Source organism: Priestia sp. 3CA3, assembly GCF_056836725.1.
In genome coordinates, this window is sequence record NZ_JBXENJ010000004.1 from 105400 (window position 1) to 124904 (window position 19505).

General features: G+C 40.0%; 20 protein-coding genes and 2 riboswitches. Of the genes, 17 read left to right on the plus strand and 3 right to left on the minus strand.

The window, feature by feature from the left end:
- Positions 1 to 12 precede the first annotated feature (12 nt).
- Positions 13 to 1191 carry an NAD(P)/FAD-dependent oxidoreductase gene (locus AC1VNJ_RS12350; RefSeq protein WP_013057328.1) on the minus strand — a complete coding sequence of 393 codons (1179 nt, stop codon included), beginning with the start codon at positions 1189 to 1191 and terminating at the stop codon, positions 13 to 15.
- A 33-nt stretch (positions 1192 to 1224) separates the two neighbouring features.
- Positions 1225 to 1677: a DUF1641 domain-containing protein gene (locus tag AC1VNJ_RS12355; RefSeq protein ID WP_013057327.1), complete on the minus strand. Its 453-nt coding sequence runs from the start codon at positions 1675 to 1677 to the stop codon at positions 1225 to 1227.
- 429 nt (positions 1678 to 2106) lie between these two features.
- On the opposite strand from AC1VNJ_RS12355, the gene AC1VNJ_RS12360 reads away from it, so the two are divergent.
- The 4 genes from AC1VNJ_RS12360 to AC1VNJ_RS12375 all read left to right on the plus strand — a co-directional run bounded on the left by AC1VNJ_RS12360 (position 2107) and on the right by AC1VNJ_RS12375 (position 4809).
- Entirely contained in the window at positions 2107 to 2523 is a 417-nt protein-coding gene (locus AC1VNJ_RS12360) for a hypothetical protein (protein ID WP_028413111.1), read from the plus strand.
- Positions 2520 to 3803, plus strand: coding sequence for an ammonium transporter (locus tag AC1VNJ_RS12365; RefSeq protein ID WP_028413112.1), 1284 nt, complete (start codon positions 2520 to 2522; stop codon positions 3801 to 3803). The genes AC1VNJ_RS12360 and AC1VNJ_RS12365 overlap by 4 nt, the downstream gene beginning before the upstream one ends.
- Before the next feature lie 134 nt (positions 3804 to 3937).
- Positions 3938 to 4135, plus strand: a complete 198-nt coding sequence (locus AC1VNJ_RS12370; RefSeq protein WP_013057324.1) for an IDEAL domain-containing protein — start codon at positions 3938 to 3940, stop codon at positions 4133 to 4135.
- A 296-nt stretch (positions 4136 to 4431) separates the two neighbouring features.
- Positions 4432 to 4809 (plus strand): hypothetical protein, encoded by a 378-nt coding sequence (locus AC1VNJ_RS12375; RefSeq protein WP_028413113.1) that lies wholly within the window; start codon positions 4432 to 4434, stop codon positions 4807 to 4809.
- Positions 4810 to 4848: 39 nt separating this feature from the next.
- Here the strand turns inward: AC1VNJ_RS12375 and brnQ are convergent, their stop codons facing one another.
- Entirely contained in the window at positions 4849 to 6204 is a 1356-nt protein-coding gene (brnQ, locus tag AC1VNJ_RS12380) for a branched-chain amino acid transport system II carrier protein (RefSeq protein WP_013057321.1), read from the minus strand.
- Positions 6205 to 6590: 386 nt separating this feature from the next.
- On the opposite strand from brnQ, the gene AC1VNJ_RS12385 reads away from it, so the two are divergent.
- The 13 genes from AC1VNJ_RS12385 (at position 6591) to AC1VNJ_RS12445 (ending at position 19496) form a co-directional block, all read left to right on the plus strand.
- Positions 6591 to 7862, plus strand: coding sequence for a cation:dicarboxylate symporter family transporter (locus tag AC1VNJ_RS12385; protein WP_014459829.1), 1272 nt, complete (start codon positions 6591 to 6593; stop codon positions 7860 to 7862).
- 107 nt (positions 7863 to 7969) lie between these two features.
- Positions 7970 to 9007 (plus strand): M42 family metallopeptidase, encoded by a 1038-nt coding sequence (locus AC1VNJ_RS12390; RefSeq protein WP_028413114.1) that lies wholly within the window; start codon positions 7970 to 7972, stop codon positions 9005 to 9007.
- A gap of 352 nt (positions 9008 to 9359) precedes the next feature.
- Positions 9360 to 9518, plus strand: coding sequence for a hypothetical protein (locus tag AC1VNJ_RS12395; RefSeq protein ID WP_014459832.1), 159 nt, complete (start codon positions 9360 to 9362; stop codon positions 9516 to 9518).
- A 146-nt stretch (positions 9519 to 9664) separates the two neighbouring features.
- Positions 9665 to 9843, plus strand: a riboswitch (cobalamin riboswitch).
- Between the two features lie 118 nt (positions 9844 to 9961).
- Positions 9962 to 10141: riboswitch (cobalamin riboswitch) on the plus strand.
- 100 nt (positions 10142 to 10241) lie between these two features.
- On the plus strand, positions 10242 to 10622 hold the full coding sequence (locus AC1VNJ_RS12400; RefSeq protein WP_028413115.1) for a (2Fe-2S) ferredoxin domain-containing protein: 381 nt from the start codon (positions 10242 to 10244) through the stop codon (positions 10620 to 10622).
- Positions 10623 to 10635: 13 nt separating this feature from the next.
- Positions 10636 to 12258, plus strand: coding sequence for a precorrin-3B C(17)-methyltransferase (gene cobJ, locus AC1VNJ_RS12405; RefSeq protein ID WP_042992096.1), 1623 nt, complete (start codon positions 10636 to 10638; stop codon positions 12256 to 12258).
- An 18-nt stretch (positions 12259 to 12276) separates the two neighbouring features.
- Positions 12277 to 13188 carry a sirohydrochlorin chelatase gene (locus AC1VNJ_RS12410; RefSeq protein WP_028413117.1) on the plus strand — a complete coding sequence of 304 codons (912 nt, stop codon included), beginning with the start codon at positions 12277 to 12279 and terminating at the stop codon, positions 13186 to 13188.
- On the plus strand, positions 13185 to 13952 hold the full coding sequence (gene cobK / locus AC1VNJ_RS12415) for a precorrin-6A reductase (RefSeq protein WP_028413118.1): 768 nt from the start codon (positions 13185 to 13187) through the stop codon (positions 13950 to 13952). Before AC1VNJ_RS12410 ends, cobK begins: the two co-directional genes overlap by 4 nt.
- Positions 13953 to 13957: 5 nt before the next feature.
- On the plus strand, positions 13958 to 14605 hold the full coding sequence (locus AC1VNJ_RS12420) for a precorrin-8X methylmutase (protein WP_013083415.1): 648 nt from the start codon (positions 13958 to 13960) through the stop codon (positions 14603 to 14605).
- 3 nt (positions 14606 to 14608) lie between these two features.
- The gene (locus AC1VNJ_RS12425) at positions 14609 to 15712 is read left to right on the plus strand and encodes a cobalt-precorrin-5B (C(1))-methyltransferase (protein WP_028413119.1); all 1104 of its coding nucleotides are present in this window, start codon (positions 14609 to 14611) and stop codon (positions 15710 to 15712) included.
- A complete protein-coding gene (gene cbiE / locus AC1VNJ_RS12430) occupies positions 15702 to 16898 on the plus strand; it encodes a precorrin-6y C5,15-methyltransferase (decarboxylating) subunit CbiE (RefSeq protein ID WP_482640850.1) in 1197 nt (398 codons plus the stop codon). Before AC1VNJ_RS12425 ends, cbiE begins: the two co-directional genes overlap by 11 nt.
- A gap of 2 nt (positions 16899 to 16900) precedes the next feature.
- Complete coding sequence (gene cobI, locus AC1VNJ_RS12435; RefSeq protein ID WP_476248067.1) at positions 16901 to 17602, plus strand: precorrin-2 C(20)-methyltransferase; 702 nt, start codon at positions 16901 to 16903, stop codon at positions 17600 to 17602.
- Positions 17599 to 18375, plus strand: coding sequence for a precorrin-4 C(11)-methyltransferase (cobM, locus tag AC1VNJ_RS12440; protein ID WP_033579167.1), 777 nt, complete (start codon positions 17599 to 17601; stop codon positions 18373 to 18375). Before cobI ends, cobM begins: the two co-directional genes overlap by 4 nt.
- Positions 18372 to 19496: a cobalt-precorrin 5A hydrolase gene (locus AC1VNJ_RS12445; RefSeq protein ID WP_482640851.1), complete on the plus strand. Its 1125-nt coding sequence runs from the start codon at positions 18372 to 18374 to the stop codon at positions 19494 to 19496. The genes cobM and AC1VNJ_RS12445 overlap by 4 nt, the downstream gene beginning before the upstream one ends.
- Positions 19497 to 19505: the final 9 nt, after the last annotated feature.

Here is a 19505-nt window from a genome sequence, read left to right on the forward strand (position 1 = left end):
TTTTAAGACGGATTAATAAGCTAATGCGAATAATCCTTTGATATGAGATAAGTAACGAACGTTACTTGCTTCTTTCATAAGTGATGCTGGTAAACCTTTTAATTGCGTTTTGTTTCCGCCGATTGTACCAATTGCATCTTTGCGTCCAAGACTTCCTAGTGTACCAGAGAAGACAGGAACGAATGATTCCATTGCTCCGCCGCGAATAGCTACTGCTAAGTTCACGCCTACAACTTCACCCATTTGCCAAGCTAATTGAGCAGTAGGTGGGTAAGGGCGACCTTCTGGACCCATTACAACCGCTGAGTCACCAGCAAGGAATACATCTTTATGAGATGTAGATTGTAAGAATTCATTTACAAGTGCACGACCGCGGTTTACTTCGATACCTGAGTTAGCAACTACAGAGTTACCTTGAACTCCGCCAGTCCATACCATTGTTTTTGTTTCAATTTTGCTGCCGTCTTTAAGTTCAACAGTTGTAGCATCCATTTTTGTTACAGGTGTACCAGTAACAAATGTAACGCCACGTTTTGTTAAGCTTGATTGAGCGCGCTCTACTAATTCAGCAGGGAAGCCTGGAAGAACTGTAGGAGCTGCTTCTACACAGTATAGAGAAATTTCTTTTGGATCCACACCGTGTTTTAGGCATAGGCTTGGCATTAAGTCAGCGTATTCACCAACAAGTTCGATACCTGTTAATCCGCCACCGCCAACTACGATTGTACCGTCAGCTTTATTTTTTGTTTTGCTGTATTCAGCGATACAAGCTTCTACGTGTGCACGTAAACGGTTTGCATCATTTACTGATTTAAGAACGAAGCTGTGCTCTTCTAAACCAGGGATACCGAAGTAAGCAGTTTCACTACCTAAAGCTGTAACAAGGTAGTCGTAGCTTAATTTTGTACCATCTTCAAGAGATACTTCACGTTGATCTGGTGAAATTTCTTTTACCGTTGCAATTTTTAAATCAACGTTGTAGTTTTTAAGTAATTTATCAAGTGGTAAAGCTACCGCTTGTTCAGAAACGCCGCCTACAGCTAGACGGTGTAATTCTGTAATGATTTGGTGAGTAGCAAAACGGTTCACTACTGTAATTTTTGCTTCATCCGCACTTAGGTGTTGGCGAGCTGTCATTGCAGTTAATAAACCACCGTAACCGCCGCCTAAAATTAAAATATGTTTTGACATAGTCGATCCTCCGTCCACACTTTTTAATGAAAATTATTTTTGTTTTTCGTTTGTAATGTCTAAATACGCTTGTGCAAAGCGGAATAGTTTTTGAGCTTGTGGATCTTTAAGCATGCGTAATAAACCGAATAAACCGATTGAATTAGAAGCATTTGCTTCTGCACGATCGTTTGCTTCGATTGCAGTAGCTGCAAGACCTTTTACTGTTCCTTCTACTGGCTCGATAAATTCTTTTACTCCACCAAGTAGATCTTCTTTTAATACGTCGTCAGTTAATAATGATTGCGCAACGTCGTAAGTTTTTGTAAGCACCGTTACCATTTCAGATAATTTTGGTAAATTATCTACAAGAACAGTAAGAGCTTCTTGTACTTCAGGCTTTAACAATTGATCTAACACATCCGCTTGACCTTTGTTAACCGCCGCTTCTGTTTGTACAGCAGCATTTTCCTCTGCAGCTGATTTTTGAATAGTTGATTGAGACATGAAAAGTCCTCCTTTGCTGGATACTGTTGCATATGTAGTTCCTAGTTATCTGCTAGACTTTCAAACTACATTGTGAAGTTGTGAAATCTTGCACATAATTCTATTTTAATTTTAATACGAGATAAAATCAACTCATTTCGTTGAAAAAATAAGTGAAGAACCTCGTAACCCTTTGTTTAATAAAAGTTTATAAAAAATAAAGCGAATAATTGCCTAGGTAAATAAAATTAAAATAGGGAACTAACATAATTCCTCTTCCTACGATAAAACAAATAACGTCATATTTCAACACATACGAACTTAATATTCTATAAGTAGTAAAAAGATAGGGCGCATTTACTATTTAAAGAGTTTTCAAAAAATTACATTGACTTACTATAGTGTTCTACATATAATCTAAATATAACATCTTATGTAAGGAGATATAACATGGTTATAGTGGATGAACTTTATCATAATGTGGTCATTACATTGCCTCAATTAAAATTAATTGAATTTATAATGAAGTTAAAAGAAGCTAAAGCACAAGAAATAGAAGATATAAAAGCGAAAATTAGTAAATACGAAGAGAAGAAACGTGCTGAAGAAGCTTGGTACCAATCACTATCACCGTTTCGTAAATTTTTTACCGGGCGTCCTTTAAGTCAGCATCAAGCGGTCGAGTATATGGTATACGTAAAGGAACGCTTTAAAAAAATTGATCACCTTAAAGCACAAATGCGAGAACTTCATGAAGTTCTTGAATTAATAAAAGCGGAAAATGAAGAAACAAGTGAAATTACGCTTTCGCCTGCTATTGTACAAGAAATAAAACGACTAAAAAGCAGTGGAGGCGTTGGGATATGAGTGTTAATGAACTAAGTTTAGGTATAAATACGACGTGGGTTGTATTAACAGCGGCGATGATTTTGCTAATGGAAGGCGGCTTTGCCTTGCTAGAGGCAGGTTTTGTCCGCTATAAAAATAGCGTCAATATTATTATGAAAGTATTCGCTGATATTACAATAGGAACGCTTTGTTTCTATTTAATTGGGTTTGGATTAATGTACGGAGATGATTTAGGCGGAATCGTCGGTAAAAGCGGTTTTGCGCTCTCAGGTAATTTATCGCACCTTGACATTCCAATTGGGCTTGAAACATTTTGGCTGTTTCAATGTGCGTTTGTGATTGCGGTCATTTCTATCGTTTCTGGAGCGGTGGCAGAACGAATTAATTTCCGCGCATATCTTTTATATGCGATTTTAATGACTACATTTATTTATCCTATAGCCGGCCACTGGATTTGGGGAGGCGGATGGATTAGTAAGTTAGGGATGCTTGATTTTGCCGGTTCGGCAGTTATCCATGCTCTTGGCGGTTTTTCAGCTTTAGCAGCTGCAATAATGATTGGACCGAGAAAAGGGAAGTTCACGAAAAATGGAATTAGTTCTGTTTCTCTTCCAAGCAATTTGCCGCTTGCATCAGTGGGTGCTTTTTTATTATGGTTTGGATGGTTCGGGTTTAATGCAGGAAGTACGCTAAGTGCCACTGACGTTAGAATTGGTCACATTGCTATTGTCACAATGTTATCAGCAGCAGCAGGCGGAGCAGCTACTTTATTTTATACTTTATTTCGCTACAATCGTTCAGATGCACCTTCTGTGATAAATGGATCGCTTGCCGGACTTGTTGGCATCACGGCCGGGTGCGCTTTTGTTAATACACCATCTGCTATTTTTATTGGAGCTGTATCTGGCTTATTAATGATGGCAGCTACAAACTGGCTCGAAGCACGTCAAATCGACGATCCTGTAGGAGCTTTTCCTGTACATGCAGCTTCGGGAATATGGGGCACGTTGGCTGTTGGCTTGTTTTCTACAGACGGCGGAGTGTTTACAGGAGGGAACTGGACGTTATTAGGTGTTCAACTTCTCGGATTAATTGCTCTATGCGCTTGGGGATTTGTTACGACGTGGATAGGGTTAAAGGTTATTTCCTTGGTGGTTCCGCTTCGATCTACGGAAGAAGAAGAAGAAGTGGGCTTAGACATCAGTTACCACGGTATCATGGCAGCTCATCAAGCTCCTGAATTTATTGAATATGAAAACTACTATGCGGAAGTAAAAGAAAAAGCCGCAGATTCGTAATAAAAGGCCGCGCCTTATAACAAAAGGGCGGCCTTTTTATGTGGAAAAAAATAGATGTAAAATACTTGGTTTAAATGATTGAAAAGTCAGAATATTTGTGTTATATTATAAAAAAGCCAAGGAGTTGATTTCTTATGAAAAAGAATTTACTTAATTCACCGCAAAAATCCAACGGAAAGGTGCTTGATGCATTATTCGCTGAGATGATTTTAGACAAGGCGATTGCAGAATTTCGTAAAGCACAGCTAAAAGAAGAAATCGACCGCACGCTATTGATGAAAAATAAAGAAGAGTTTTTAAAACTCTCATCAGAACTTAAACAAATTTCTTAATTACTTACTATACTTCACACACCATCTATTTTAGATGGTGTGTTTTATTTTTGAGACCTACTAAAAGGGATTAATTAGTAATAATTATGGACCTCCATGTACGCTTAATGGGTTTACAGGATCTCGAAACGGGGAAACCGTTCCAGAGTTCAAATTTGATAACTATTATCCACCAGCAAACGGAGCGGAACTATATCAAGTGGTAAATGGGGAAGAAGTACTTTTAGCTACCTATGTGGCAGAAGAAAAACGATTTGTATCAGCGGTTGCTAAACCAATGTAAAGGAATGTTTTTTATGATTCGAAAAGGTTTGTATGCAGCATATAATGAACGAGACTACGAATGTTATGAAACGGAAAACGGGTGTGTAAAGCTGATTAGCTATGATAAAGGCGATGTAGCAAATGGATTTATTCCATACAATGACACGACTTTCACAAAAGAAGTTTCTAGAGAGGCTGTTGAAGAAGTGTTTTTTGTAGCTCCGTATGCTACTTATCAAAATGAAACGTTTGATGTGTCAGCTGCTTCTGATGTTCGAGTGCTTTTGACCACATCTGAAAAAGAAAAAGCTGATAAATATCATTTTCAGCGAACGGATAAATATCTATATGAAAAACGTGTGTTAAAGGAAGAAGTGAAGTTAACGGAGAAAAAAACTCCTTATTCATAAAACGCCACAATAAAAAGAGGATGCAAATGCATCCTCTTTTTATTTAATCAATTTTCTTGAAGTGTTTCTGTTCGTATTATCATTTGTACGAAGGAAGGTAATGCCAAGACCGATTAATCCTCCTACAATAGCAGGAACTACCCAGCCGAGACCCACTCCATACATAGGTAGAATCGATGTAAACAGATCGTTTACTGCGGCAATTTTGAATCCAGCAGCATTTAAGCCATCAAATAAACTAACGATAAACGTGAACAGAAGGCTTACTTGGTAAACTTCAGAACGTCCTTTAAATAAAGGATGTAAGAATGTTAAAGCAATTAACACAATAGCTAACGGATAAATAGCTGTTAAGACTGGAACCGAAATAGCGATTAATTCCGTTAAGCCAAAGTTTGCTACAACGGCGCTGAATGCTGATAAAATGACAGCAATCAACTTATAAGAAACCCTTGGAAACAATTTATGGAAGAAAGATGAACAAGATGTTACAAGGCCTACACTTGTTGTTAAACAAGCAACGGTAATCATCAGACCTAAAAGAATTCCTCCGTAAGAGCCAAAGTAGTAATTTGATACTTCAGCCAAAACCGTACCTCCGTTATCAAGACGTCCAAGCTCTGATACGCTTGAAGCACCCATATAAGACAATGCACTATAAATAAGAGCCAAAATAACGGCAGCGATAGCCGTAGCTTTTGCACAAATTGTGATGATTTGTCGGTTGGTTTTTGCTCCTTTTTCTTTAATTGCATTAATAATAATAATTCCAAAAACAAATGATGCTAGTGTATCCATTGTTAAATAACCTTCTTGGAAGCCTTTAAAGAATGCGTGCGTTGTATAAGCTTCGCTTGGTGCTTCAAATTTCCCAATTGGGTTCACAACGGCTACAACTACCAATATTCCAATAAACGTTAATTTAATAGGTGTTAAAACTTTTCCTACTAAATCGACAATTTTCGCAGGATTTAGCGAAAAAAAGCACGTAATCGTAAAGAAAATTACCGTGAAAATGATAAGGGGAAGGTGACCTGAATTTTCTGATAAAAAAGGCTTAACGCCAATTTCAAACGAAACACTTCCCGTTCTTGGCATTGCAAAAAGCGGTCCAATTGCCAAGTATAAAATTGTAGTAAAGATAATACCGAAAGCTGGGTGTACACGACTAGCTAAAGACTGCAGATCCTCTTTTCCGGAAAAACCAAATGCGAGAACACCTAGAAGAGGTAGACCTACACCCGTTACTAAAAATCCAGCATTTGCTGACCAAATATTGCTTCCAGCAGACTGACCTAACATTGCAGGGAAAATTAAATTACCTGCGCCGAAGAATAGGGCAAAAAGCATGAAGCCAATAACCACTATAAATGAAAAAGGAACTTTGTTTGACACATTAAAACCTCCAAAATTATAAATGCTTTTTATTATCGTGTTGAATAATTAAAATTTTCAGAATTTTATATTCGAATAATAAAAATAAACATGTATCGTATTATACTAACCTAAAATGCATATTTCAATATAAAATTTTATTTTTTTAATTAATTCGCTGAAATAGCAAAAATAGAAAAATACTTAGCAAAAAAATCTCAATATACAACAATTATTTGATATGATAAAACAGAACCGTGGCTTTTAAAAATTCGCATGTGCGGCCTTACATCCTTTTAGTAAAGAACTGTTTACATAAGGTGCTGTAAGGATGTATATTTATACACGGTTCGCGGAACCGCATATGCTCGATGGATGAAAGTCAACTGTGCGAAAGGAGCAAGAAAGTGAAAAGGTTAGGTCTAGCAACTCAGATTCTAATTGGACTGATTTTAGGCGTAGCTGTAGGTGCTATCTTTTACGGAAGCGATACAGCCATTTCTATTTTACAGCCGGTTGGAGACATATTTATTCATTTAATTAAGATGATTGTCGTACCGATCGTGATTTCAGCATTAATCGTAGCGGTCGCAGGAGTAGGCGATATCAAAAAATTAGGTAAGCTTGGCGGAAAAACAATTCTTTATTTTGAAATTGTTACAACCATTGCGATTGTAGTGGGGATTATTGCCGCGAACTTATTCCATCCTGGTGCAGGGGTTGATATGGGACATATTGAAAAAAGCGATATTTCTCAATATGAGGCAACGGCAAAAACGTCTGAAAGTACAGGGATTGCTCAGGAGCTTCTTCATATTGTTCCGACAAACGTCTTTCAGTCGGTAGCAGAAGGCGATCTTTTACCAATCATTTTATTTTCCGTACTGTTTGGTGTAGGCGTAGCTTCGATTGGAGAGAGAGGAAAACCTGTTTTAGCCTTTTTTGAAGGCGTCTTGGATGCAATGTTTTGGGTAACTAATTTGGTGATGAAATTTGCTCCAGTAGGTGTATTTGCACTTATTGGTGTTAATATTATAAAGTTTGGTGTCGGATCACTTATTCCATTAGGAAAATTAGTGTTCGCCGTTTACTTCACCATGATTTTCTTTGTGCTTGTGGTTCTTGGAATTATCGCTAAAATGGCTGGAACAAGCATGTTTACGCTGATAAAAGTGTTAAAAGACGAGCTGCTTCTTGCTTTTACAACGGCAAGTTCAGAAGCCGTTTTACCATCTCTTATCAAAAAGATGGAAGACTTCGGTTGTTCTAAATCGGTTACATCGTTTGTTATTCCAACAGGCTACACGTTTAACTTAGATGGTTCAACCATTTATCAGGCGCTGGCATCGCTGTTTATTGCTCAAATGTACGGCATTGACCTTTCCATTATGGATCAAATTCAGCTCCTTCTTGTGCTAATGTTAACCTCAAAAGGAATGGCTGGTGTACCAGGGGCATCGTTTGTAGTTGTACTTGCTACGCTTGAATCTATGGGCTTCCCTCTTGAAGGCATGGCATTTATTGCAGGAATTGACCGCATTCTTGATATGATGCGTACCACAGTTAACGTAGTAGGAAATGCTCTAGCTGCAATTGTAATGTCCAAGTCTGAAGGCGAATTTGATAAGCAAAAATCATTAAATTACACAAATGAATTAAAGAAATCAAACATAGCTTAAAACAAAAAAGCCGGGCAGCTGCCTGGCTTTTTTGTTTGGAGCTGCCTGTTATCTTTTTTGAAACATATGGTAAAATAAAAGAAATGAGAGACAAAGGAAGTGTCATAATGACGGAAACTGTTCAGTTAATTAAAAAGCTTGTTTCGATTCCCAGTCCTTCTGGAAATACAGAAAAGGTGATTTCATTTGTCGAAGACTATGTAAAAGAGCTAAATATTCAAACGTATCGCAATCGAAAAGGAGGCTTAGTCGCTACTATTCCCGGTAAAGATACGGATCATCACCGCATGCTGACGGCTCATGTCGATACATTAGGTGCTATGGTAAAAGAAATCAAACCGAGTGGACGTCTGAAAATCGACTTGATTGGAGGGTTCCGCTACAATTCCATTGAAGGAGAATATTGTGAAATCGAAACGTCAGCAGGAGAAGTATTTACAGGGACCATCCTTATGCATCAAACATCTGTTCATGTGTATAAAGATGCAGGTAAAGCTGAGCGAAATCAAGATAATATAGAAATTCGATTGGATGAAAAAGTACATAGCGCAGAAGATGTTCGCAGTCTTGGAATTGAAGTCGGCGACTTTGTTTCGTTTGATCCTCGTGTAGAAATAACAAAAAGCGGTTTTATTAAATCTCGTCATCTCGATGATAAAGCAAGCGTAGCTTTATTGCTTCAGCTCGTGAAAACAATTCAAGAAGAGCAGATCGAACTGCCATACACTACGCACTTTCTTATTTCAAATAATGAAGAAATTGGATACGGAGGAAATTCGAACATTACGCCTCAAACGGTAGAATACTTAGCGGTTGATATGGGTGCCATGGGAGATGGACAATCTACTGATGAATACACCGTGTCTATTTGTGTAAAAGATTCAAGCGGCCCATATCATTACGGTTTGAGAAAGCATTTGGTGGAGCTAGCTAAGCAGCATGATATTCAGTATAAATTAGATATTTATCCGTTTTACGGATCAGATGCTTCTGCTGCTATTCGTGCCGGGCATGACATCGTACACGGCTTAATTGGTCCAGGAATTGATTCTTCTCATGCGTTTGAGAGAACGCATCAAGATTCATTAAACCATACGTACAAGCTTCTTTACCACTATGTGCAATCGAACATGGTTCTGCTTTAAGAAAGGAATATTTAATTAGTGTATTTTTATGCAAAACAAAGAGCAGGACGGGACTGTGATGTCTGTACTTTCCTTTCCTAAAAAAGAAGCCGGCTGTCCGGCTTCTTTTTTTAATAAATACTATATATTTTTTTACTGATGAAGCAACAGTTGGTAAAAAAAGCACCTTTTTTAAAGAGGTATAATAAGGCTTAAACCTTTTGTACATTTTGTTCATTTACAGAAGTTAAAATGTTTTTAAATTTTTAAAAGTTTCTTGTGACAAGTTTTGTAGAATGGGTTTTCAAAAGGATATGGTTTCGTCATAATGTGGATATAGCGATCACTACAATAATCGGAGGCGAATCTTTTCATGTGGGTACTGACGGTATATGCTGGAAAAGAAATGAAAATGTTTGAATTTGAAACTGAAACGCAGGCGAGAGAAGCTTTTGCAAAAACAAATGGCTGTAAAGTTCTTTCAGAAGTCGTGTATTATAATGATCCTCATTTAACGTTAGTAGCTATATAATGAAAAAACAAGAGCTGACTTTATGCTCTTGTTTTTTTATAGCTTCTTGTATCTTACGAAAAGAATAAAGTTGAAATAAAAAAAAATGTACGCTATGATATGGTAGTTACTTCTATTATTCTGATAGTTTAAAAGGTTCATATATATCAAACAGCAACAGTAAAGATGCCAAGAAGGCTTAATAGGGAAACTGGTGTAAGACCAGTACTGTCCCCGCAACTGTAAGTGTGGACGAACGAGTATAACCACTGTGAAAAAATCACGGGAAGGTTCTCAAGTAGAATGATACACAAGTCAGGAGACCTGTCTTTATTGTGAAGTTTCTATTTCTCCGGGGAGCGGGAAGGGAAACGTTGGCTTAAAGTGGCATTCGTGTACACTCTTATTCTAACGTTTTACCCGCTCGCATATTAGCGAAGCGGGTTTTTCTCATATCCTAAAACTACATATCGTGCAAAAAAGGTGCGCAATGACCACATTGCGTTAAATGGGAAGTCTGGTGTGAAGCCAGCGCGGTACCCGCCACTGTGAAGAGGAGCTGATTGCATATGCCACTGTATTCGGGAAGGCGCAATCAAGTAATGAATCGAAGTCAGGAAACCAGCCTTTTTCTAATGCGAAGCTTACCCTACGGGATATAGGTGGAAGTGCAAAAACTTAGTTTGAATTTTCTGCGCCTCTATCATTGATAGAGGCGTTTTTTTAGTAAAGGAGAGAATGAGTGTGACGACTTGGAACTTGAATGCAACAAAGCATCACGTATTGATTTGTAATGGAAGCAGCTGTATGAGAAAAGGTGGAGAAGAAGCCACGCAGGCTATTCGAAATAAAGTGACCGAACTGAATCTAGATGAAGCGGTTCATACAACCCGCACGCGCTGTAACGGAAGATGCAAAGATGCTCCTGTAGCTATCGTGTACCCTTCAGGAGATTGGTACAAGCAGGTCACTGAAAACGTAGCTCATCGAATTGTTGAAGAGCATTTAGCAGGGGGCTGCAGTATAAAGGAATCGCTTATTTATGAATATGATCAAAATGGTTTCGTTTCTCCAGAAAACAGTGACTCCATAGAAGGAATTGACAAAGTAAAAAGTAATGCATAAAGGAGGAGCTAGCATGAAAGGTAAACTACTAGTTATTGGATTCGGTCCAGGAAGCTTTGAGCATATCACACAGCGAGCAAGAGAAGCCATTCAAGAAAGTGATATGATCATTGGTTATAAAACCTATGTGGAATTAATTCAAGGACTGTTAACGAATCAACAAATTATTAGTACAGGAATGACCGAAGAAGTAAGCCGTGCACAAGAAGCTGTAAAGCAAGCTGAAGCGGGGAAAACAGTGGCGGTCATTTCAAGCGGAGATGCAGGAGTATACGGAATGGCCGGCCTTGTGTATGAAGTGTTGATCGAAAAAGGATGGAAAAAAGAAACGGGCGTAGAGCTGGAAGTAATTCCTGGCATTTCGGCTATTAATTCATGCGCATCTCTCCTTGGGGCGCCCGTGATGCATGATGCCTGTACGATTAGTTTGAGTGACCACCTTACGCCTTGGGAGTTAATTGAAAAAAGAATTGAAGCAGCTGCACAAGCAGATTTTGTAGTAGCCTTTTATAATCCGAAAAGCGGAAGAAGAACAAGACAAATTGTGGAAGCGCAGAGGATTCTATTAAAGTACCGTTCTCCTGATACGCCTGTTGGCCTTGTAAAAAGCGCTTATCGTGACCGTGAAGAAGTCGTAATGACGAACTTAAAAGATATGTTAAACCATGAAATAGGCATGCTGACTACCGTTGTTGTTGGGAATTCATCTACGTTCTTTTATGACGATTTGATGATTACACCGCGAGGGTATCAGCGGAAATATACCCTCAATCAAACGGAACAGCCGCTAAGACCGCATCAGCGACTTCGAAAAGAAGCAGAACCATGGGCTCTTGATCAAGAGGAGACTGTACAGCAAACGGCTTCAGCTATTGAAGCTGTTCAGAATAAAAAAGAAGAAAAAACAGCTTCACGAGCTCTTGCAGAAGAAGCGCTTCAAGCAATTTTAGGTGAAACTACTTCTCCGGTCGTACATCAGCCAATAGAGTCTATTTTTGAAGTGGCGGTTAGTCCAGGGCTTGCGAATAAGAAGTTTACGCCCGTTCAAATGACAACACTAGCAGAAGTTGTTGGTGAAAAAGGTACGATGGAGTATACGCCTGATCATCAAATTAAATTGCAAATTCCAACGGCTCATCCAGATGTGATCATTGAAAAACTTCAAGCAGCTTCCTTTTTATTATCTCCGGTCGGAGACGTGTTTACAATTAAAGCGTGTGATTTTTGTGATGGAGAAAAAAGCGACGCCATCCCACATACGGAAGAATTACAAAAGCGCCTCGGCGGAATGGACATGCCAAAAGAGCTGAAGCTTGGTATTAATGGATGCGGTATGGCCTGTTACGGTGCTGTTCAAGAAGATATCGGCATTGTCTATAGAAAAGGTGCGTTTGACTTATTTTTAGGAGCTAAAACGGTTGGGCGCAACGCGCATTCAGGTCAAATTGTGGCGGAAGGCATAGCGCCCGATGACATTGTTGAAATAGTTGATAACATTGTCCGTGAATATAAAGAAAAAGGTCATCCTAATGAGCGGTTTCACAAATTCTTTAAGCGTGTGAAGAACGTTTATGGATTCGATTATCAGGATATAACACCAAAAATAAAAGTAGAACCAGCTCCTTGTGGAGATTAAGAAATGGGAGGGCATTATATGAAATCAGTTTTATTTGTAGGTCATGGAAGCAGAGATTCTGAAGGGAACGATCAAATTCGCGAGTTTATCTCGACTATGAAGCATGATTGGGACGCATCTATTTTAGTAGAAACGTGTTTTCTAGAATTTGAACGTCCGAATGTAAGTCAAGGAATTGACACGTGTGTGGCAAAAGGAGCACAAGATGTAGTTGTGATTCCAATTATGCTCTTGCCTGCTGGCCACTCTAAAATACATATTCCGGCGGCTATAGATGAAGCTAAGGAAAAATATCCACACGTAAACTTTGTATACGGACGTCCCATTGGCGTTCATGAAGAAGCTCTTGAAATTTTAAAAACGAGATTACAAGAATCAGGAGAAAATTTAGAAACTCCAGCTGAAGACACGGCTGTTATTGTCTTAGGACGAGGAGGAAGCGATCCTGATGCAAACAGTGATCTATATAAAATTACGCGCCTTCTTTGGGAAAAAACAAACTACAAAATCGTCGAAACTTCTTTTATGGGCGTGACCGCTCCATTGATTGATGAAGGGGTGGAACGATGTTTAAAACTGGGCGCTAAAAAAGTGGTTATTCTCCCGTATTTCTTATTTACAGGAGTATTAATTAAGCGTTTGGAAGAAATGGTGAAGCAGTATAAATTGCAGTATGAAGACATTGAGTTTAAGCTAGCCGGCTATTTCGGCTTTCATCCAAAACTACAGACAATTTTAAAAGAACGTGCTGAAGAAGGATTAGAAGGCGAAGTGAAAATGAACTGCGATACATGTCAATATCGCCTCGGCATTATGGAGCATATTGATCACCATCATCATCACGATCATGATCACGATCACGGGCACCATCACCACGATCACCATCATGACCATCACCACCATGAAGATAAGGTCGGCGAGTTAAAATGATTTTATTGTTAGCGGGAACTAGCGATGCACGTGCATTAGCCGTTCAAGTGAAAAAAGAAGGTTACGACGTTACGGCGACGGTTGTAACCGACAATGCAGCAATCGAATTACAGCGAGCAGAAGTGAAAGTGAAAATTGGACGTCTCACACAAGAAGATATGATCGATTTTGTAAACGAACATCGTGTAAAAGCTATTGTGGATGCAAGTCACCCTTTTGCCGAAGAAGCATCTAAAAACGCTATCGGCGCAGCTGCTGAAACATCGATTCCTTACGTACGCTATGAGCGGGCTTCACAGGCTTTCACCTACGACAATATGACGATGGTTTCCACGTACGAAGAAGCAGCTGAAGTAGCGGCTCAGAAAAAAGGAGTTATTATGCTGACAACAGGCAGCAAAACGCTGCAGGTTTTTACAGAAAAGCTCCTTCCTCTTTCAGATGTACGGCTTGTTGCTCGTATGCTTCCAAGGCTGGATAATATGGAAAAGTGTCAGCAGTTAGGATTTCCGCAAAAAAATATTATTGCTATTCAAGGTCCGTTTACAAAAGAGTTTGACCGAGCCCTGTATAAGCAATACGGCGTGACGGTCATGGTCACAAAAGAAAGCGGAAAAGTTGGATCTGTGGATGAAAAAGTAGAAGCAGCCAAAGAGTTAGGCTTAGATATTATTATGATTGGGCGACCAAAAATCGAGTATGGGACCGTGTATTCCACGTTTGAAGAAGTGGTTCATGCTTTAGCAAACCAAACTAGGAGTTGATTGAGATGGATTTTCGTACAGAATTTAAACCGTTAACTGTTCAGCCTCAGCAAATTGAAGGAAAAAGTTTTGAAATGATTACAGAAGAGCTTGGGCCTCACCCGTTTACAGATGAACAGTACCCAATTGTTCAGCGTGTGATTCATGCGTCTGCAGACTTTGAACTTGGACGCAGCATGCTGTTTCATCCGGATGCGATTCAAGCAGGAATTAAAGCCATTCGCAGCGGCAAGCAAGTGGTTGCGGATGTACAAATGGTGCAAGTAGGAACAAACAAGCAGCGAATTGAAAAACACGGCGGTGAAATCAAAGTTTATATTTCAGATCCGGACGTAATGGAAGAAGCAAAGCGCTTAAATACAACGCGTGCAATTATTTCAATGCGAAAAGCAATTAAAGAAGCAGACGGCGGAATTTTTGCAATTGGGAACGCACCGACAGCTTTACTTGAATTAATTCGTTTGATTAAAGAAGGAGAAGCGAAGCCTGGGCTTGTTATTGGTCTGCCGGTAGGATTTGTTTCAGCAGCTGAATCGAAAGAAGAACTTGCAAAACTTGACGTGCCGTTTATTACAAACATCGGGCGAAAAGGCGGCAGTACGGTAACGGTTGCTGCATTAAATGCAATTTCAATTCTTGCAGATCAGGTGTAACGCATGAAGGAAGTACCAAAAGAACCTAAGAAACTCAGAGAAGGCTACACGACGGGCGCTTGTGCAACGGCAGCTACGAGAGCAGCTCTGCTTACGCTAATTTCAGGAGAAGTGCAAGATGAGTCAACGATTTACTTACCTGTCGGCCGCTTTGCTACGTTTCATCTTGAAGAATGCGAGTATCGCACAAGCAGCGCTGTAGCCAGCATCATTAAAGATGCTGGAGATGATCCCGATGCCACGCACGGAGCGCTGATTATTTCTGAAGTTTCGTGGTGTAATGGTGCAGACATTATCATTGATGGAGGAGTGGGAGTAGGGCGTGTGACAAAGCCCGGCCTTCCAGTTCCTGTCGGTGAAGCAGCCATTAACCCTGTGCCAAGAAAGATGCTGAAAGAAACGGCTGAACAGCTTTTAGCTGAATACAACATACAAAAAGGCGTTAAGATTGTCATCTCGGTTCCTGAAGGAGAAGAAATGGCGAAAAAGACATTAAATGCGCGTCTAGGTATTTTAGGAGGCATTTCGATACTGGGGACGCGGGGGATTGTTGTTCCGTTCTCAACAGCTGCTTATAAAGCAAGCATCGTGCAGGCAATCAGCGTGGCTAAAGCGAGTAATTGTGAGCACGTTGTCATTACGACAGGGGGCCGAAGCGAAAAGTATGGAATGAAACAGTTCCCTGAACTTCCGGAAGAAGCATTTATCGAAATGGGAGATTTTGTTGGATTTACTTTAAAACAATGTAAAAAGCAAGGAATGAAAAAAGTGTCGCTCGTAGGCATGATGGGAAAGTTTTCAAAAGTCGCGCAAGGCGTTATGATGGTTCATTCAAAAAGTGCACCTATTGATTTTAATTTTTTAGCAAAAGCAGCTTCTGAGTCAGGCGCTTCTGCTGAACTGGTAGAGGAAATAAAAGGCGCAAACACAGCTTCTCAAGTGGGAGATTTAATGACGCAAAGCGGTCATCATCAGTTTTTCGAAAAACTGTGCGAGTACTGCTGTTTATCAGCATTAAAGGAAGTGGGGGACGGAATCGATGTCGATACGTCTCTTTACACATTAAAAGGAGATTTTTTAGGACAGGCGGTGCAACATGGCAATTAAAATTATTGGAATAGGTGACGACGGAAAATTAAGTTTGCTTCCTATGTATGAACAGTGGATTTATGAAAGCAATGTGCTAATTGGAGGAAAGCGTCATCTTGACTTTTTTCAAGATTTTGAAGGAGAAAAAGTAGCCATTGAAGGAGGTCTTTCTTCTCTTGTTGAACGTTTAAAAAACGAAGAAGGAAATGCGGTTGTGTTAGCCTCAGGCGATCCGTTATTTTACGGAATAGGAAGCTATCTTTCTACGAGGCTAGACGTTGAAATATATCCTTATTTAAGTTCTATTCAACTTGCATTCTCACGTCTAAAAGAGCGATGGCAAGACGCTTATTTTACAAGCGTACACGGCAGAAGTATAAAAGGGCTGGCTCAGCGCATTGATGGCTATAAAACAGTGGCGATTTTAACCGATGAGCAAAATTCTCCTAGTGCTCTGGCAAACTACTTATTATCATTCGGCATGACAGAGTACAAGATGTTTGTGGCAGAGAATCTAGGTGGAGAGGCGGAGCTCTGTCAGCTGCTTTCGCTAGAAGAGGCGGCGAATCAACTCTTCTCTCCGCTTAATGTCGTGATATTAAAGCAGGTAGAAAAAAGCCCAGTTTGGCCTCTTGGAATAGAGGACGATGAATTTATTCAACGCAAGCCGGACAAGGGACTTATTACTAAAAAAGAAGTTCGTACACTTAGTATTAGCGCCCTGCAGCTAAAGAGAGACAGCGTGGTGTGGGATATCGGAACATGTACGGGTTCAGTCGCGATTGAAGCAGCTAAAATTGCGCGTGAAGGACAAATTTTTGCTGTGGAAAAAAACGAAGCAGACTTGGAAAACTGCAGGGGAAATCTAGCGAAATTTCGAGTAGATGCCCATACTGTGCACGGAAAAGCACCGGAAGGGTTAGGTGAGTTTGCTGATCCTGATGCGGTGTTTATTGGAGGGACAGCAGGAGGCATGGAAACCATTTTAGACGTGTGCTGCAGCCGATTAAATTCAGGAGGGCGCATCGTATTAAATGCCGTAACGATTGAAAATTTGGCAGAAGCGATGAAAGCTTTTAAAGAGCGAGGATTTGAGACTGCTGTTACCCTTGCACAAGTTTCAAGAAGCAAGCCAATTTTACACTTAACACGATTTGACGCTTTAAACCCCATTTATATTATTACAGCCAAAAGAGGAGAATGAACATGATTGGAACATTGTACGGACTTGGAGTTGGACCAGGAGATCCAGAGTTGATTACAGTAAAAGCATTTCGTAAATTAAAAGAATCACCCGTTATTGCGTACCCAAAAAAGCAAAAAGGAAGCAAAAGCTACGCCCAAAAAATTATTGATGTCTATTTCAGTGCAAATGAAAAAGACATGCTAGGCCTTGTGTTTCCAATGACAAAAGATCCTGCTATTTTAGAGAAAAAATGGACCGAAACAGTGGAACGAGTATGGGAAAAGCTCCAGGAGGGAAAAGATGTAGCATTTGTGACAGAGGGAGATCCTATGCTTTATAGTACGTTTATTCACATGATGCGCCTGATGCAGGAACGTCACCCTGAAGCTCCGATTCAAGTCATTCCTGGTATTTCATCTATTAACGGGGCTGCGTCTCGTTTAGGTATTCCGTTAGCAGACGGTGATGAACATGTGGCCATTGTTCCTGCTCGTGAAGATTATGAAACAATGAAAAAAGTATTAATGGAAAACGACTGCGTTATTTTTATTAAAGTGGCTAAAGTCATCGATTTTATGGTCGGTCTTTTAAAAGAGCTTGATCTGCTTGAAAAAGCATCGGTGGTAACAAAAGTAACGTCAGATGAAGAAATTATTTGGAAAGCTTCAGAACTAGAAGGAGCCGATTTACAATACTTAACGCTAATGGTGGTGCGAAAATGAAGTTATACATAATCGGAGCTGGACCCGGAGATCCAGATTTAATTACCGTAAAAGGCTTAAAATTACTTCAGCAGGCAGATGTTGTTTTATACGCTGACTCACTAGTAAGTGAAGAGCTAGTTGCTAAGTCTAAACCAGGAGCTGAAGTGTTAAAAACAGCTGGTATGCATTTAGAAGAAATGGTCAGTACGATGCTTGATCGCATGCGTGAAGGAAAAATGGTTGTAAGAGTTCATACCGGAGATCCGGCTATGTACGGAGCCATTATGGAACAAATGGTGCTTTTAAAAAGAGAAGGCGTTGATATTGAAATTGTTCCGGGAGTCAGCTCCGTATTTGCTGCAGCAGCAGCGGCTGAAGCAGAATTAACCATTCCAGATTTGACTCAAACGGTTATTTTAACTCGTGCTGAAGGAAGAACGCCTGTACCTGAGTTTGAAAAATTAACTGATTTAGCAAAACATAAATGTACCATTGCTTTATTTTTAAGTGCGACGCTCACAAAAAAAGTAATGAAAGAATTTATAAGCGCCGGTTGGAGTGAGGACACGCCGGTTGTAGTAGTCTATAAAGCAACGTGGCCAGATGAAAAAATTGTTCGCACGACGGTAAAAGACCTGGATGATGCTATGCGAACAAACGGCATTCGTAAGCAGGCGATGATTTTGGCAGGCTGGGCCCTTGACCCCCACATTCATGACAAAGATTATCGATCAAAACTTTATGATAAAACATTTACCCATGGCTTTCGAAGAGGAGTGAAGTCGGAATGATTCAACTCCAAGAAGGAAAAAAAGCTCCCATTACACAGCGCGGGGATTATGCTGTCGTGGCCATCACGAAGCATGGCGTAGAAATTGCAAGAAATCTAGGCCGCACTTTTCAGCAGTCCGATGTGTATTACATGAGCAAGTTTGAAAAAGGAGACGAAAGAGAACAGAACATTCAGCTGTTTTCAGGAAGCGTGCGGATGCTCTTGCCTTCTCTTTTTGAATCGTATAAAGGACTTATTATTATTATTTCACTGGGAGCAGTTGTACGTATGATTGCCCCTATTTTAAAAGATAAGAAAACGGACCCTGCGGTTGTTGTCATTGATGATAAAGGCGAAAATGTCATCAGCGTGCTTTCAGGTCATATCGGAGGAGCAAATGAGCTAACGCGTGAAGTTGCGGCAGCACTTGAGGCCCATCCTGTTATTACAACAGCATCCGATGTTCAAAAAACGATTCCCGTTGATTTATTTGGTAAGCGCTTTGGATGGGTGTGGGAATCAGCAGAAAAGCTAACCCCTGTCAGCGCTTCTGTAGTAAACGAAGAAGCAATAGCGGTGGTTCAAGAATCAGGTGAAAAGGGCTGGTGGCACTATGAGCACCCTGTTCCAGCTAACATTAAAACGTACTCATCGATTCAGACAGCTCTCGAAGCATCGCCACATGCAGCCTTGGTCGTAACGCATCGCAATTTAAAAAAAGAAGAAGAAGCGATCTTAGAAAACGGTGTTCTTTACCGTCCAAAAGTACTGGCGATTGGGATGGGGTGCAACAGAGGAACAAGCGCAGCGGAAATTGAAACCGTTATTGAAAAAACGCTTGCTGAACTTCAGTTTTCAATGAAAAGTGTAAAAGCATTATGTACAATAGAGTTAAAGAAAGATGAAGAAGGGCTGCTAGAAGTGGCGTCTAAGTACGGCTGGGAGTTTGTCTATTATTCGCCCCAAGAGCTAAACAGCATAAGTATCCAACAGCCTTCAGATACTGTCTTTAAATATACAGGTGCATATGGCGTTAGTGAACCTGCTGCTATGTTATACAGCGGTGCTGATACGCTTGAACTTGTGAAGAAAAAGTCAGGGAATGTCACCATTTCAGTGGCGCTTATTCCATATGACTAAAGGAGAGAA

What these genes read in the sequence shown, in the direction of transcription:
- AC1VNJ_RS12350 (WP_013057328.1), bottom strand. Translation starts at nt 1,191, where the DNA reads ATGTCAAAACATATTTTAATTTTAGGCGGCGGTTACGGTGGTTTATTA.
- AC1VNJ_RS12355 (WP_013057327.1), bottom strand. Translation starts at nt 1,677, where the DNA reads ATGTCTCAATCAACTATTCAAAAATCAGCTGCAGAGGAAAATGCTGCT.
- AC1VNJ_RS12360 (WP_028413111.1), top strand. Translation starts at nt 2,107, where the DNA reads ATGGTTATAGTGGATGAACTTTATCATAATGTGGTCATTACATTGCCT.
- AC1VNJ_RS12365 (WP_028413112.1), top strand. Translation starts at nt 2,520, where the DNA reads ATGAGTGTTAATGAACTAAGTTTAGGTATAAATACGACGTGGGTTGTA.
- AC1VNJ_RS12370 (WP_013057324.1), top strand. Translation starts at nt 3,938, where the DNA reads ATGAAAAAGAATTTACTTAATTCACCGCAAAAATCCAACGGAAAGGTG.
- AC1VNJ_RS12375 (WP_028413113.1), top strand. Translation starts at nt 4,432, where the DNA reads ATGATTCGAAAAGGTTTGTATGCAGCATATAATGAACGAGACTACGAA.
- AC1VNJ_RS12390 (WP_028413114.1), top strand. Translation starts at nt 7,970, where the DNA reads ATGACGGAAACTGTTCAGTTAATTAAAAAGCTTGTTTCGATTCCCAGT.
- AC1VNJ_RS12395 (WP_014459832.1), top strand. Translation starts at nt 9,360, where the DNA reads ATGTGGGTACTGACGGTATATGCTGGAAAAGAAATGAAAATGTTTGAA.
- cobJ (WP_042992096.1), top strand. Translation starts at nt 10,636, where the DNA reads ATGAAAGGTAAACTACTAGTTATTGGATTCGGTCCAGGAAGCTTTGAG.
- AC1VNJ_RS12410 (WP_028413117.1), top strand. Translation starts at nt 12,277, where the DNA reads ATGAAATCAGTTTTATTTGTAGGTCATGGAAGCAGAGATTCTGAAGGG.
- cobK (WP_028413118.1), top strand. Translation starts at nt 13,185, where the DNA reads ATGATTTTATTGTTAGCGGGAACTAGCGATGCACGTGCATTAGCCGTT.
- AC1VNJ_RS12420 (WP_013083415.1), top strand. Translation starts at nt 13,958, where the DNA reads ATGGATTTTCGTACAGAATTTAAACCGTTAACTGTTCAGCCTCAGCAA.
- AC1VNJ_RS12425 (WP_028413119.1), top strand. Translation starts at nt 14,609, where the DNA reads ATGAAGGAAGTACCAAAAGAACCTAAGAAACTCAGAGAAGGCTACACG.
- cbiE (WP_482640850.1), top strand. Translation starts at nt 15,702, where the DNA reads ATGGCAATTAAAATTATTGGAATAGGTGACGACGGAAAATTAAGTTTG.
- cobI (WP_476248067.1), top strand. Translation starts at nt 16,901, where the DNA reads ATGATTGGAACATTGTACGGACTTGGAGTTGGACCAGGAGATCCAGAG.
- cobM (WP_033579167.1), top strand. Translation starts at nt 17,599, where the DNA reads ATGAAGTTATACATAATCGGAGCTGGACCCGGAGATCCAGATTTAATT.
- AC1VNJ_RS12445 (WP_482640851.1), top strand. Translation starts at nt 18,372, where the DNA reads ATGATTCAACTCCAAGAAGGAAAAAAAGCTCCCATTACACAGCGCGGG.